General features: G+C 70.8%; 13 protein-coding genes. 9 read left to right on the top strand and 4 right to left on the bottom strand.

Annotated elements, in window-relative coordinates:
* Positions 1-78: 78 nt before the first annotated feature.
* On the bottom strand, positions 79-756 hold the full coding sequence (locus ACZ4TR_RS13990; protein WP_465287404.1) for an MBL fold metallo-hydrolase: 678 nt from the start codon (positions 754-756) through the stop codon (positions 79-81).
* A gap of 106 nt (positions 757-862) precedes the next feature.
* Here ACZ4TR_RS13990 and ACZ4TR_RS13985 point away from each other — a divergent pair, with 106 nt between their 5' ends.
* Complete coding sequence (locus ACZ4TR_RS13985; protein ID WP_465287403.1) at positions 863-2,071, top strand: acyltransferase family protein; 1,209 nt, start codon at positions 863-865, stop codon at positions 2,069-2,071.
* 76 nt (positions 2,072-2,147) lie between these two features.
* Positions 2,148-5,009 (top strand): excinuclease ABC subunit UvrA, encoded by a 2,862-nt coding sequence (uvrA, locus tag ACZ4TR_RS13980; protein ID WP_465287402.1) that lies wholly within the window; start codon positions 2,148-2,150, stop codon positions 5,007-5,009.
* Positions 5,010-5,076: 67 nt separating this feature from the next.
* On the opposite strand, the gene ACZ4TR_RS13975 is transcribed toward uvrA, so the two are convergent.
* Positions 5,077-5,619: a fibronectin type III domain-containing protein gene (locus ACZ4TR_RS13975; protein WP_465287401.1), complete on the bottom strand. Its 543-nt coding sequence runs from the start codon at positions 5,617-5,619 to the stop codon at positions 5,077-5,079.
* 221 nt (positions 5,620-5,840) lie between these two features.
* Here ACZ4TR_RS13975 and ACZ4TR_RS13970 point away from each other — a divergent pair, with 221 nt between their 5' ends.
* From ACZ4TR_RS13970 to ACZ4TR_RS13955, 4 genes are all read left to right on the top strand, one after another.
* Positions 5,841-6,356 (top strand): hypothetical protein, encoded by a 516-nt coding sequence (locus ACZ4TR_RS13970; RefSeq protein ID WP_465287400.1) that lies wholly within the window; start codon positions 5,841-5,843, stop codon positions 6,354-6,356.
* 144 nt (positions 6,357-6,500) lie between these two features.
* Positions 6,501-7,052, top strand: coding sequence for a sigma-70 family RNA polymerase sigma factor (locus tag ACZ4TR_RS13965; protein WP_329056855.1), 552 nt, complete (start codon positions 6,501-6,503; stop codon positions 7,050-7,052).
* Positions 7,049-7,768, top strand: a complete 720-nt coding sequence (locus tag ACZ4TR_RS13960; protein WP_465287399.1) for an anti-sigma factor family protein — start codon at positions 7,049-7,051, stop codon at positions 7,766-7,768. The genes ACZ4TR_RS13965 and ACZ4TR_RS13960 overlap by 4 nt, the downstream gene beginning before the upstream one ends.
* 4 nt (positions 7,769-7,772) lie before the next feature.
* Entirely contained in the window at positions 7,773-8,216 is a 444-nt protein-coding gene (locus ACZ4TR_RS13955; RefSeq protein ID WP_465287398.1) for an SRPBCC family protein, read from the top strand.
* A gap of 106 nt (positions 8,217-8,322) precedes the next feature.
* On the opposite strand, the gene ACZ4TR_RS13950 is transcribed toward ACZ4TR_RS13955, so the two are convergent.
* Entirely contained in the window at positions 8,323-9,735 is a 1,413-nt protein-coding gene (locus ACZ4TR_RS13950; protein ID WP_465287397.1) for a DHA2 family efflux MFS transporter permease subunit, read from the bottom strand.
* A 104-nt stretch (positions 9,736-9,839) separates the two neighbouring features.
* Between ACZ4TR_RS13950 and ACZ4TR_RS13945 the strand changes: the two genes are divergently transcribed.
* Entirely contained in the window at positions 9,840-10,241 is a 402-nt protein-coding gene (locus ACZ4TR_RS13945; protein ID WP_465287396.1) for a winged helix-turn-helix transcriptional regulator, read from the top strand.
* A gap of 101 nt (positions 10,242-10,342) precedes the next feature.
* Here ACZ4TR_RS13945 and ACZ4TR_RS13940 read toward each other — a convergent pair whose 3' ends face one another.
* Entirely contained in the window at positions 10,343-11,758 is a 1,416-nt protein-coding gene (locus ACZ4TR_RS13940) for a cation:dicarboxylate symporter family transporter (protein WP_465288105.1), read from the bottom strand.
* A gap of 106 nt (positions 11,759-11,864) precedes the next feature.
* Here ACZ4TR_RS13940 and ACZ4TR_RS13935 point away from each other — a divergent pair, with 106 nt between their 5' ends.
* A complete protein-coding gene (locus ACZ4TR_RS13935; RefSeq protein WP_465287395.1) occupies positions 11,865-13,439 on the top strand; it encodes an ATP-binding protein in 1,575 nt (524 codons plus the stop codon).
* Complete coding sequence (locus tag ACZ4TR_RS13930) at positions 13,436-14,104, top strand: response regulator (protein WP_465287394.1); 669 nt, start codon at positions 13,436-13,438, stop codon at positions 14,102-14,104. The genes ACZ4TR_RS13935 and ACZ4TR_RS13930 overlap by 4 nt, the downstream gene beginning before the upstream one ends.
* Positions 14,105-14,108: the final 4 nt, after the last annotated feature.

The following is a 14,108-nucleotide window of genomic DNA, read 5'->3' as shown; positions in this document are numbered from 1 at the left end:
TGCGAACTCCTTGCCCCGTCACGTAACGTGAACGGGGCCGCCCGCGCAGCGGGCAGCCCCGTTCCGTAAAGCCTCAGCTCACCAGCCGCGCTCGCGCCACTCCTTCAGCTTCGGGCGCTCGGCTCCCAGCGTCGAGTCGTCCCCGTGCCCCGGGTAGAACCACGTCTCATCCGGCAGCTCGCCGAAGACGCGCGACTCCAAATCGTCCATCAGGCTGCCGAAGTCCTCGGGATTCGTCGTCCGCCCAGGACCCCCAGGGAACAGCGAATCCCCCGTGAACAGATGTGGGTGCCCCGCAGGATCGCGATAAAGAAGAGCGATCGACCCCGGCGTGTGCCCGCGCAGGTGGATCACCGACAGCGTGACCTGTCCCACGGTCAAAGTGTCGCCGTGCTCGACGAGGAAGTCCGGCGGTACCGGCAACGGCGAAGCGTCCAACGGGTGCGCCGCCGTGTTGGAGCCGTTCGCTCCCGCCACCGCTCCCAGGGCCTGCCAGTGGTCCTGGTGCTGGTGGGTCGTCACCACCGTGCGCAGCGCCGGGCGGTCCGGGCCGTGGCCGATCAGGTCCGAGATGCGCTCCGGGTCGCTCGCCGCGTCGATCAGGAGCGCCTCCTGCGATGCCCGGCACACGAGCAGGTACGCGTTGTTGTCCATCGGGCCGACGGACAGCTTGGTGATGGTCAGCGCGTCCAGGGTCCGCCGGGTGGCGTCGCCGCCCGGGTCGACGTGCCCGGTGTAGGTCTCCACGATGTTCACCCCGCACACGGTAGTCGTTTCGCTCCAACCGGTTCCACCCGCACAAGCGTGCGCTCACCCCGCCACGTAGGCTCGGGAAGCCCAGCCCGCCGACCCCAGGAAGACCGTGCCCACCACCCCGACGGCGCCGCGCCGGATCAGCTGGGACCTCCTCCGCGTCGTCGCCGTTCTCGCGGTGATCCTCGGGCACGTCACGCACCAAGGGGCGCTCCTGCACCCCGAACTCACGGGGTACCCCATCAGGGTGACAGCGCAGTTCGGCGCCGCGATCCTGCTGGTGATCTCCGCCTTCTTCGTTTGCGCGAGCCTCCGCAAGGGCAATCCGCGCCGGTGGCTGTGGAACCGCGTCGCGCGCCTTGTGCCCGCCTACCTCGTCGCGGTCCTGGTGACCTACGTCATCACGCGGTACGCCGCCATCTCCTTCAGCGGCCTGCCCTACCCGCCCGGCGTCACCGGCTTCCTCTTCGGGGTGCCGGCGGGGCCGCCGTCGAACCCGTCGCCGTGGTACATCCCGACCGGGCTCGACCTGGTCGCCAACCTCGGCATGGTGCAGGAGTGGGGCGTGCGCTCGGAGACGTTCTACTACCTCGACGGCTCCTACTGGACGCTGCCGGTGCAGCTGCTGGCCTTCACCGGCGCCGCCCTGCTGTGGCCGCGGTCGTGGCGCACCCACCGGCTGACCGTCGCCCTGCTGTGGGCCCTGATCCTCGTCCCGCTCGCGCTCCGCTTCCTCGTCTTCCCGCCGGGGACGGCGAGCCCGGTCGCCGAGACCTTCTTCTACGGCCTGGGCCTGCACCGGCTGCACGTCTTCGCCATCGGTGTCGCGCTGTGGTTCTGGTCTCAGCACCGGCTCAGGACGTGGCACGCCGCGCTGTTCGCCGCCGCCGCGGTCGCGGCGCAGGACCTGCAGGTCTTCCCGTTCCACGTCGCGCTGCCGCAGGACGCCGAGCGCTGGCCGTCCACGATCGGGTTCGCCGTGCTCCTGCTGCTCGTCTGCCTCGCCGCCCGCGGCCCGGACTGGCGGTTCCCCGGACTGGCGAGGATCGCCCCGGCCGTCACCTGGCTCGCGGGCATCTCGTATGGTCTTTATCTGGTGCACCAGGAACTGGGTTACGTCCTGGCCCGCGCCCTGCTCGACGCCGGCCTGCCCGGCTGGCTGCGGCTCCCCGTGGTCGTCGGCGCCGCCGTGCTGGCCGGCTGGGCGGTCACCGCGGGGGTCGAACGGCCGGCCCACCGGTGGCTCACCACCCGCCGAAAGCCGGAAGAACCGCAGGTCAAGGACGCGGAACCAGTTTCTGTCGGTGGTGGCTCGTAGCATGGGGAGGCCGCCCGTGCAGCCTCCTCTCCGGGCCGGCAACCGCAGCTGAGAATGACACTGAAGGGACCCTGGCGTGGCTGATCGCCTCGTTGTTCGCGGCGCCCGCGAGCACAACCTCCGCGGCGTGGATCTCGACCTGCCCCGCGACAGCCTGATCGTGTTCACGGGTCTGTCCGGGTCCGGGAAGTCGAGCCTCGCCTTCGACACCATCTTCGCCGAAGGGCAGCGGCGCTACGTCGAGTCGCTCTCGGCGTACGCCCGCCAGTTCCTCGGGCAGATGGACAAGCCGGACGTCGACTTCATCGAGGGCCTCTCGCCCGCGGTGTCGATCGACCAGAAGTCCACCTCGCGCAACCCGCGCTCGACCGTGGGCACGATCACCGAGGTCTACGACTACCTGCGCCTGCTCTACGCGCGGGCCGGCAAGGCGCACTGCCCCAAGTGCGGCGAGCCGATCAGCAAGCAGACCCCGCAGCAGATCGTCGACCAGGTGCTGGAGATGGACGAAGGCGTCCGCTTCCAGGTGCTCGCGCCGGTGGTGCGCGGGCGCAAGGGCGAGTACGTCGACCTGTTCGAGAACCTGCAGCAGCAGGGCTACGCACGCGTGGTCGTCGACGGCACGGTCCACGCGCTCACCGACCCGCCGAAGCTGAAGAAGCAGGAAAAGCACCAGATCGGCGTGGTCATCGACCGGCTGAGCGTGAAGTCGAGCTCGCGCCAGCGGCTCACCGACTCGGTCGAGACGGCGCTGCGGCTGGCCGACGGCCTGATCGAGCTCGAGTTCGTCGACCTGCCGGAGAACGACCCGCACCGGATCCGCGGCTTCTCCGAGAACCTGGCCTGCCCGAACGGCCACCCGCTGGCCATCGAGGACCTCGAGCCCCGCTCGTTCTCCTTCAACTCGCCCTACGGCGCCTGCCCCGAGTGCACCGGCATCGGCATCCGCAAGGAGGTCGACCCGGAGCTGGTGGTCCCGGACGACGAGCTGTCGCTGGCCGAGGGCGCGATCGCGCCGTGGTCGGGCGGGCAGAGCGCCGACTACTTCATCCGGCTGCTGGAGTCGCTGTCGGAGACCATCGGCTTCCGGATGGACACGCCGTGGCGCCGCCTGCCGGCGCGCGCCCAGAAGGCCGTCCTGCACGGCGTCGACGACCAGGTGCACGTCCGCTACAAGAACCGCTACGGCCGCCAGCGGTCGTACTACGCGGCGTTCGAGGGCGTCATCCCGTTCCTCGAGCGGCGCCAGGAGCAGACCGAGTCCGAGTACATGCGCGAGCGGTACGAGGGCTACATGCGCGAGGTGCCGTGCCCGGCCTGCCAGGGCACCCGGCTCAAGCCGGAGATCCTCGCCGTCACGCTGGCGCACAAGACCCGCGGCGACATGTCGATCGCCGAGGTCTGCGCGCTCTCCATCGCGGAGGCGTCGCAGTTCCTCGACGAGCTGGAGCTGGGGCAGCGCGAGTCGATGATCGCCGGCGCGGTGCTCAAGGAGATCCAGGCGCGGCTGCGCTTCCTGCTCGACGTCGGCCTGACCTACCTCTCGCTCGACCGCGCGTCGGCGACGCTGTCGGGCGGCGAGGCGCAGCGCATCCGGCTCGCGACGCAGATCGGCTCCGGCCTGGTCGGCGTGCTGTACGTGCTCGACGAGCCGTCGATCGGCCTGCACCAGCGCGACAACCACCGGCTGATCGAGACGCTCACCCGGCTCCGCAACCTGGGCAACACGCTGATCGTCGTGGAGCACGACGAAGACACGATCCGCTCGAGCGACTGGGTGGTCGACATCGGCCCGGGCGCGGGCGAGCACGGCGGCCACATCGTCCACAGTGGACCGTACAAGAAGCTGCTGAAGAGCAAGGACTCCCTGACCGGCCAGTACCTGTCCGGGCGGCGGAAGATCGAGGTGCCGGCGATCCGGCGGCCGATCGACAAGAAGCGGCAGCTGACCGTCGTGGGCGCGCGCGAGCACAACCTGCGCGGCCTGGACGTCTCGTTCCCGCTCGGCTGCCTGGTCTCGGTCACCGGTGTCTCGGGCTCGGGCAAGTCCACGCTGGTGAACGACATCCTCGCGACGGTGCTGGCGAACAAGCTCAACGGCGCCCGCCAGGTGCCGGGCCGCCACACCCGAGTGAACGGCCTGGGCCACGTCGACAAGCTGGTGCGCGTCGACCAGTCGCCGATCGGGCGGACCCCGCGGTCCAACCCGGCCACCTACACGGGCGTCTGGGACCACGTGCGCAAGCTGTTCGCGGCGACGACCGAGGCCAAGGTCCGCGGCTACCAGCAGGGCCGGTTCTCGTTCAACGTCAAGGGCGGCCGCTGCGAGGCGTGCGCCGGCGACGGCACGATCAAGATCGAGATGAACTTCCTGCCGGACGTCTACGTCCCGTGCGAGGTCTGCAAGGGCGCGCGGTACAACCGGGAAACCCTCGAGGTGCACTACAAGGGCAAGACCGTCTCGGACGTGCTCGACATGCCCATCGAGGAGGCCGCGGAGTTCTTCGAGCCGATCAAGGCCATCCACCGCCACCTGCAGACGCTGGTGGACGTCGGCCTCGGCTACGTCCGGCTCGGCCAGCCCGCGCCGACGCTCTCCGGCGGTGAGGCGCAGCGCGTCAAGCTGGCCAGCGAGCTGCAGAAGCGCTCCACCGGCAAGACGGTCTACATCCTCGACGAGCCGACGACCGGTCTGCACTTCGAGGACATCAACAAGCTGATCGGCGTGATCAACGGCCTGGTCGACAAGGGCAACTCGGTGATCGTGATCGAGCACAACCTCGACGTGATCAAGACGTCCGACTGGATCATCGACATGGGCCCGGAGGGTGGCAACGGCGGCGGCACGATCGTCGCCGAGGGCACGCCGGAGCACGTCGCGGGCGTCGAGGAGAGCTACACGGGCGAGTTCCTGCGCCACGTCCTCACGCCCGAGTAACCGCCGCCAGGTCCGTGAAAGGCCCATTGAGGGACTTCAAGTCCCTCAATGGGCCATTCACGGCTCGCTACCGCGCCTTGCCGGTGGTCTGGTGGACCACCGGGGAGAGCGGCCCGTAGTGCAGCGTCCGGAGCCGGTAGGCGGAGTTCTCCTCTCCGGGCAGCAGCGACAACACGCACGTCGTCGCGTCCGGGCCGGTCACCTCGACCGGGTCGAAGCCCGGCGCACCCGGCCGCCGGATCTCCAGCAGGAAGCCGGCTTCGTCGCTCGTGCGATCGGCCCACGTGAAGGTCACCGTGCCGCCCGACGTCACCTGGTGCAGCTCGGTCGAGACCGGACCGGTGAACGGTTGTTCCCGGTAGTAGAACGGCGTCTCCGGGATCAGGTCCGGGTGGTGGTAGCTCGTCGTGTGCGGCGGCAGGAACCGCAGGGTCGTCCACGGCCCGGCGGGATCGTTGGCGTACTCGACGCGGTGGCCGTCGGCGTCGTCCGGCCAGCTCAGCACCACGTCGGTGGGCGTGGTCAGCGTCGCGGTGAACGACGGTGCCGGCGCGGCGGCCGAACAGCCCGCGGCCAGCAGCGCGACGAGGAAGAGGAGTTTCACGGACACGGCGGCTCCCGGGTGAAGCGGGGGCGGCGGCGAACGTGATCAGCTTAGGAACCCGCCCGCACGGCGACAAGGTCGTGCCGATCACCGGAACGCACCAATCCGGCCCCGGACCGGCACCGAATCGCGCGAAACCCCGCTGAACCGTTTCCCGCGACCGTCCGTGTCTCAGGTGTCGAGGTCCGCCGGACGGCGGTGCCGCCCTCACCGAGGAGAGAAACGCCATGAACCGTATCCGGACGGCCAGTTTGTGCGCCGCCGCGATCGCCGTCGTCGCCCCCTTGTCGGCCTGCGGCGACATGGCTTCCGGGGCACAGGGCCCGGAGCACGGGCAGCCGGGGCACGTCATGCTGGCCGCGACCGAGGTCGCGGGCGTCGGGACGGTCGTCACCGACGCCGCCGGCAAGACGCTCTACCGGTTCGACAAGGACATGGCGGCGCCGCCGACGTCCAATTGCGACGCGCAGTGCGCCACGACCTGGCCGCCGGCGCTGGCCGGGGAGGCCGCGCCGATGCTCAAGGGCATCCAGAACAGCCAGGTCGGCACGGTGGCGCGCCCGGACGGCAGCCGGCAGCTCACGCTCAACGGCTGGGCGCTGTACGAGTTCTCGGGCGACATGGCCCCCGGGCAGGTGAACGGCCAGGGCGCCAACGGCACCTGGTTCGCCATCGCGCCGGACGGCAGCAAGATCACCGCGGGCGGCCAGGGCCAGCCCGCGGCCGCCGGCTCCGGCTACTGACCACCGACGGTTTCCGGGCAGAACGAGGAAGGATGGCAGCCGATGAACACCATGGTCGCGCTGCGCTCGACGCACGCACCGCCGGTGGAGCTGAGGGTTGCACTACTGTCCTCGACGACTCAGAACACCGTCGGGAGGACGAGGGTGGCCATAGGAGGCAGGCGGCCTAAGAAGGCCAAGGGCGAGGACCTGATTCGGCAGCTGTACGCCGAACACGGCCGGAGCCTGCTGGCTTACGCGACGAGGCTGACCGGTGATCGGGCGGCAGCCGAGGACGTGGTCCAGGAGACGCTGGTCCGAGCGTGGAAACACGCCGACGACCTGCAGAACGACGGGAAGGGCTCGGTGCGCGGCTGGTTGCTGACCGTCGCGCGCAACCTGGTCACCGACCGGGCACGTGCCCGGGCGGCCCGGCCACAGGAGGTGGCCGAACCGGCCGACGGCGCGCCGACCCCGGCCGTCGAGCGCGACCACGCCCAGGGCGTGGTCGACTCGATGACGGTGCTCGGCGCGATGGACGGCCTGTCGAACGAACACCGAGAGGTCCTGGTGGAGATCTACTACCGGGGACGGACGGTGGCCGAAGCGGCGAGAACACTGGGCGTCGCACCAGGTACCGTGAAATCAAGGTCTTACTACGCACTGAGAGCACTGAGAGCAGCGATGATTTCGAGCGGAACGGAGGTGGCGCGATGAACTCGGTCGACGAGAGTCACACGCAGCTCGGCGCGTACGCCCTCGGCGCGCTCGATCCCGGGGAGGCGGCCGACTTCGAGCGGCGGCACCTGCAGACCTGCGCGCAGTGCCGGTTCGACCTGAACGAGCTCGTGGCGTTGCGCGAGTCGCTCGACGAGGTACCGCCCGAGGCGTTCCTCGACGGGCCGCCCGAAGGCGGGGACCTGCTGCTGCAGAAGACCCTGCGGCGGGTGCGCGACGAAGAAGGAGCGGCACCGGTCCGTTCGGGCGGGTCGTCACGGCGGGGCCTCGCCCTGGTCGCGGCGGCGGTGCTCGTGGTGGCCGCGCTCGGCGGCGGGATCCTCGTGGGCCGGCAGACCGGTTCGGACAGCGCGCCCATCGCGATTCCCGCACCGCCCACCGAGGTGCCCGGCACGAAGAGTGTCGAAGGGCGGGATCCGACGACCGGCGTGCAGCTGGCCGCGTCGGTGAGCCCCTTCCAGGGCTGGGTCCGGGTGAACGTCGCGGTGAAGGGCGTGCACGCGGGGGAGAAGTGCCTGCTGCAGATCACGACCAAGGGCGGTCAGTCGGTGACCGCCGGCAGCTGGCAGGTGTCGGAGAAGTGGGAGAGCCAGGGCTTCTCGCTCGACGGGTCCGCGCTGGTCGCGCCCGACGACGTGAAGTCGGTCGACATCGTCACGATGGACGGCCGGAAGCTGGTCTCGGCCCAGGTGTGAGGCCGTGAAGGGCGCGCGCTACCGGTTCAGCAGCACGTGGCTGCTGCCCGGTACCGCGCCCGAGCGGGTGTTCGGCGCGGTCACCGACCTCGCCGGCTACCCGCGGTGGTGGTCGGACGTCCGCACGGTGCGCCGGGTGGACGACGACACCGCCGAGCTGGTCTGCCGGTCCCGGCTCCCGTTCCGCCTGGTCGTCCGGATGCACCGGGACCACCAGGACGAGCGAGCGGGCCTGATGCGGGTCCGGTTGAGCGGCGACCTGGACGGGGTGCTGGCCGGAGCGGTCCACGCGGCGGGCGCGGACACGCTCCTGCGGATCACCCAGGACGTCCAGGCTCGCAAGGAGCTGCTGCGGCGGCTCGACGCGGTGGCCCGGCCGCTCTTCCGCGCGAACCACGCGCTGATGATGCGGCGGGGCCACCGCGGCCTCCGCGCCTATCTGACGTGATCAGAACGCCAGCCCGCGTGAGGGAAACGCCGACTCGCGTGACTGCGGGGTCGACACGGTCGGGGAAGCCGTGTCGACCCGGCAATCACGCGAGTCGACTCTCGGATCACGCGGGGCCGGCGACGCAGACTTCGGGTTCCGGGGCCGGGGAAGCGGCCCGGCGGGTCAGGACCAGGCCGCCCAGGGCCACCGCCGCGATCAGGAAGCCCGCGCTGACTCCGTACGCCAGCCGGAAGCCCGACGCCAGTGCCTCGCGGTGCTCCACCGCTTGAAGGCTCGCCGTCCGGGACGCCGCCACCGTCGCCAGCACCGCCGTGCCGATCGCCGCGCCCACCTGCTGGGTCGTGTTGATCAGGCCGGACGCCACGCCCGCGTCCGCCGGGGCGACGCCGGACATCGCCAGCCCCATCAGCGCGGGGATCGCCGCTCCCGCGCCGAGGCCCATCACCAGCAGCGGCGGCAGGACGCCGGTGAAGTAGCCGCCGGACACCTGCGTCAGCAGCAGCAAGCCCACGATCACCAGGCCGAGGCCGGCCAGCAGCACCGCCCGCGGCCCGAACCGCGCCGCCAGCTTGTCCGCGAAGCCCAGCGACGCCACCGCGATCACCACCGGCACCGGCAGGAACGCGACGCCGGTCCGCAGCGCGTCGAGGCCCAGCACCTGCTGCAGGTACAACGCCGTGACGAACTGGAAGCCCAGCATCCCGGCGACCATCAGCACCATCACCACGTTCGCGCCGGTGACCGCGCGGATCCGGAACAGCCGCAGCGGCAGCAGCGGCGTGCGCGCCTTCGCCTGCCGCACCACGAACGCGGCCAGCAGCGCGGCCGACGCGGCCAGCGCACCCCAGTCGTGGGACGAAATGGCGTACACGCCGAGCATCACCGCGGCGGTGACCAGCACCGCGCCGAGGACGTCCAGGCCGGCGCGCAGACCCGGGCCGCGGTCGGCCTCGACCACGCGCACCGCCAGCACCAGCGCGACGAGCCCGATGGGCAGGTTGACGTAGAACGTCCAGTGCCAGCTGAGCGCCTGCGTCAGCGCACCGCCCGCGATGAGCCCGATCGACGCGCCCGCGGCCTGCGTGAAGCTGTAGACGCCGATCGCGCGAGCCCGGGCCCGCGGCTCGGGGTACATCGTGACGATCATGCCGAGCACGACGGCCGACGCGAGCGCGCCGCCGGCGCCCTGCGCGAACCGCGAGACGACGAGGACACCCGCGTCCGAAGCCAGGCCCGCGACCAGGGAAGCCAAGGTGAACAGGCCGAGGCCGCCGAGGAAGACGCGGCGGCGCCCGAGCAGGTCGCCGAGCCGGCCGGAGATCAGGAGCAGGCCGCCGAAGGCGACCAGGTACGCCGTGACGACCCAGGCGAGGCCGGTCGGTGTGAAGCCGAGGTCGGCCTGGATCGCGGGCAGCGCCACCGCGACGATGCTGCTGTCGAGCACGACCATCAGCGACGCGGCGCACAGCACCGCCAGCGCGAGGCCGCGGGAGCGGATGGGACGGTTCTCGGCCATGTCAGACCTTCCAGTCGAGCGTTCCCCCTGGTCGTCGCCAGGGCACTTCTTGTAACAGTGCCCATCATGTGTGACCATGGGTGCGCCGGGAAGGAGGCACTTCCATGTCCCAGGGGAACATCGGTGTACCTGTCCAGGTCACCGAGATCGACCCGGAGAAACTCGACGTCTGCACGGTGCTGGAGGTCATCAACCGGATCAGCGGCAAGTGGGCGATCGGCATCCTCCTGGAAGCCATCCGCGGCCCGGTGCGCTTCACCGAGCTGGAACGCGCGGTCAACGGGATCAGCCGCCGGATGCTGACCCTGACGCTGCGCAACCTCGAGCGCGACGGCTTGCTGGAACGCACGATCTACCCGACGGTCCCGCCGCGCGTGGAGTACGAAGCCATGCCGATGGCGAAGGAGCTGTACCAGTCGCTGAGCGGCCTGCTCGGCTGGGCGGAGCGGCACCGCGAAGACATCGCCGCCGCGCGCGTCGTCTACGACGGGCACGCCGCCTGCTGAAGCGGACGTGGAAACGGGCCGCTGCGCGAAGTCGGGGAACTCGCACAGCGGCCCGTCGTGGTTCGTGCTCAGCGGGAGCGTGAGCACGAACGTTTTCGGTGTTACCTGGCGGGTTCCTTGACGTCGTCCAGGTCGTCGGTCCCGGCGGCGTGGCTGTGCTCGTCGAGCATCGTGGCCTCGTCGAAGGGTTCCTGGCCGGAGAAGACGCGGTGCGCCTTCTCGCGGTCGAACTCCTTCGTCCAGTTTCCGATGAGGACGGTCGCGACGGCGTTGCCCGCGAAGTTCGTCAGCGCACGGGCTTCCGACATGAACCGGTCGATGCCGAGGATGAAACCGACGCCGTTGACCAGTTCCGGCCGGTGCGACTGCAGGCCGCTCGCCAGGGTCGCGATGCCCGAGCCGCTGACGCCCGCCGCGCCCTTGGACGCGATGATCATGAAGGCCAGCAGGCCGATCTGCTCACCGATCGACAGCGGTTCGTCCTGGGCCGCGGCGATGAACAACGTCGCCATGGTCAGGTAGATCGCGGTGCCGTCCAGGTTGAACGAGTAGCCGGTCGGCACCGTGATGCCGACGACCGACTTGCTGACACCGACGTGCTCCATCTTCGCGATCAGCCGCGGCAGCGCCGACTCCGACGACGACGTCGACAGGATCAGCAGGAACTCGCGGCCGAGGTAGCGCAGCAGGTTCCAGATGAACACGCGGGCGCCGAGCCACAGCACGATCCCGAGGACCACGAACACGAACACCAGGCAGGTCGCGTAGAACCCGATCATGATCACCGCGAGGCTCTTCAACGCCGCCCAGCCGGTCGCGCCGACCACGGCCGCGATGGCGCCGAACGCGCCGATCGGGGCGGCCCACATGATCATGGCGAGGATGCGGAACACCAGGCGCTGGATGTGCTCGATGCCCCGCAGGATCGGCGCGCCCTTCGGGCCCAGCTTCTGCAGCGCGAACCCGACGAGCAGCGCGACCAGCAGGGTCTGCAGGACCTCGCCTTCGGTGAAGGCGGACACGAGCGTCTTCGGGATGATGCCGAGCAGGAAGTCGACCGGGCCTTCGGCGCCACCGGCGGACTTCTGGACGCTCTTCACGTCGGCCGGGTTGAGGTGCAGGCCGGTGCCCGGGTGCAGGATGTTGCCGACGACCAGGCCGATCGCCAGGGCGAAGGTCGACATGATGATGAAGTAGAACAACGCCATCAGACCGACCTTGCCGACCTTGGCCGCCTTCGCGACCGAGCCGACGCCGATGACGATGGTGCAGAAGATGATCGGCGTGATCATCATCTTGATCAGGTTGACGAAGCCGTCGCCGAGGGGCTTGAGGCCCTTGGCGAAGCCCGGGAAGAGGAAGCCCACCAGGATCCCGAGCGCGACCGCGACGATCACGGCCAGGTACAGGTAGTGGGTCTTGTCCCGCTTGCGCGGGGTCTCCTCGGTCGTCGGTGGGGTCGGCACCGTTGCCTCCAGCTCAGGGGTGTTCCAGGTTGCGGCACACTGTAGGCCCATCCGGGTGACCCGGCTCACTTGTGTTCATTGAGTTCGCGATGATCGCCACCGTCCCGTTCGGACACCCGGTGAGCCCGTGTGCTGGTATGAGGAGGTGCCCCCGACGATGCGGTCCCGCTGGAGCCTCGCGCGCCAGCTGCTCGTGCTGCAGCTGGTGGTGCTCTGCGTGCTCGCCGGCGCCGGGATCACCTTCGCCTACCTCGACGCGTCGCGGGCGGTGGACGAGAACGCGCGCGACCAGGTCCACACGGTCGCCTGGACCGTCGCCGACGCGCCGACCGTCGCCGCCGCGGTGACGACGCCGGACCCGAGCGCGACGCTGCAGCCGTTCGCGTTGCGCGTGCAGGCCCACACCCACGTCGACTTCATCACGATCATGAGCCCGGCCGGGATCCGCTACACGCACCCGACTCCGGCGCTGATCGGCCGGCACTACATCGGGACCATCGACCAGGCGCAGCGGGGCCGGGAGCTCACCGAGACCTACACGGGTTCGCTGGGGCCGTCGGTGCGCACGGTCGTGCCGGTGTTCGACGCGGGCGGCCGCGTGGTCGCGCTGGTGGCCGTCGGGATCACCGTCGTGGCCATCTCGGCCGAGCTGCGGGAGCGCCTGTGGCCGCTGTTCGGCGTCGCCGGCGCGGTGCTGCTGGTCGGTGCGCTCGGGGGCTGGCTGATCAGCGCCCGGCTGCGGCGCCAGACGCGCGGGGTCGCGCCGGACGAGCTGAGCAACTTGTTCGAGTACCACGAAGCCGTGCTGCACTCGGTCCGCGAAGGGGTCCTGCTCGTGGGCCGCGACGGCCGGGTCGGGCTCTGCAACGACGGCGCGCGCGCCCTCCTCGGCCTCGAGGCCGACCCCGTCGGGCGCGAGCTGGCGGCGCTGGGGCTGCCGGACGAACTGGCGGAGGCGTTCACGTCGGCGGAGAACCGGGCCGAGCAACTGCACCTGACGGACTCGCGCGTGCTCCTGGTGAGCACGACGGCCGTCCGCTCGGGCGGCCGCTCGCAGGGCACCGTCGTCGTCCTGCGCGACCACACGGAACTGCAGGCGCTGACCGGCGAGCTGACCACCGCCCGCGGCCTCGCGGAGGCGTTGCGGTCGCAGGCGCACGAGGCCGCGAACCGGCTGCACACCGTCGTTTCCCTGGTGGAGATCGGCCGGCCGGACCAGGCCGTCGAGTTCGCGACGGCCGAGCTCGCGCTCGCCCAGGAACTGACCGACCGGGTCGTCGGCGCCGTCGCCGAGCCGGTGCTCGCCGCGCTGCTGCTGGGCAAGGCCGCCGAAGCGAGCGAGCGCGGGGTCGAGCTGACGATCACGCCGGACACGGTGATCGACGACGTCTCGCTCGGCGTCGCGGCCCGCGACCTGGTCACCATCCTCGGCAACCTGATCGACAACGGCATCGACGCGGCCGTGCGCGGCAGTGGGCATCCCCAGGTCGTCGTCACAGCTCGCACGGACGACGACGGGCTGCTGCTGCGCGTCGCCGACACCGGGCCGGGCGTCCCCGAGGACGCCGACGTCTTCCGCCGCGGCTGGTCGACGAAGGCCGGCGACGGCCACGGGCTCGGCCTGGCGCTGGTCGGGCAGGCGGTGCGCCGCTACGGCGGCACGGTCGAGGTCGGGCACGACGGCGGCGCGGTGTTCACCGTGCGGCTGCCGCGGCAGGAGGCGGACCGGTGATCCGGGTGCTGGTGGTGGAGGACGAGCCGGTGGCCGCCGAGGCGCACCGCGTCTACGTCGAACGGCTGTCCGGGTTTTCGGTGGCCGGCGTCGTCCATTCCGGCGGCGACGCGCTGCGGTTCTGCGAACGCGAGCCGGTCGACCTGGTGCTGCTGGACTTCTACCTCCCCGACACACACGGGCTGGCGGTGTGCCGCTCCCTGCGCGCGGCCGGGCTCCCGATCGACGTCATCGCGGTGACGTCGGCGCGCGACCTCGGCCTGGTGAAGGCCGCGGTCTCGGTCGGAGTGGTGCAGTACCTGCTGAAGCCGTTCACGTTCGCCACCCTGCGCGAAAAGCTCGAGCGCTACCGGGAGTTCCGCGACGCGTCGGGCGAGGTGACCGGTCAGGCCGAGATCGACCGCGCGCTGGGAGCGCTGCGCACGACGGAACAGCCCCCGCTGCCGAAGGGGATGAGCGTCCAGACCCTGGAGGCGATCACGGACGCGCTGTCGGGCGCCGCGGAAGGGCTTTCCGCGGGCGCGGCGGCTTCGGCGATCGGCGCGTCGCGCGTGACAGCCCGGCGATACCTCGAGTACTTGGCGGACAACGGAATGGCCCACCGGGAGCCGCGCTACGGCCAGGTCGGACGGCCCGAAGTCTGGTACCGGCTGACTCGCGTATAACGCC

This window comes from Amycolatopsis sp. NPDC028719, assembly GCF_055565395.1.
This window is presented reverse-complemented; position numbering and strand designations above follow the sequence as displayed.

Coding starts and splice junctions, on each gene's coding strand:
- ACZ4TR_RS13970 (WP_465287400.1), top strand. CDS start 5,841: ATGAACCGTATCCGGACGGCCAGTTTGTGCGCCGCCGCGATCGCCGTC.
- ACZ4TR_RS13960 (WP_465287399.1), top strand. CDS start 7,049: ATGAACTCGGTCGACGAGAGTCACACGCAGCTCGGCGCGTACGCCCTC.
- ACZ4TR_RS13950 (WP_465287397.1), bottom strand. CDS start 9,735: ATGGCCGAGAACCGTCCCATCCGCTCCCGCGGCCTCGCGCTGGCGGTG.
- ACZ4TR_RS13945 (WP_465287396.1), top strand. CDS start 9,840: ATGTCCCAGGGGAACATCGGTGTACCTGTCCAGGTCACCGAGATCGAC.
- ACZ4TR_RS13940 (WP_465288105.1), bottom strand. CDS start 11,758: ATGGGCCTACAGTGTGCCGCAACCTGGAACACCCCTGAGCTGGAGGCA.
- ACZ4TR_RS13935 (WP_465287395.1), top strand. CDS start 11,865: ATGCGGTCCCGCTGGAGCCTCGCGCGCCAGCTGCTCGTGCTGCAGCTG.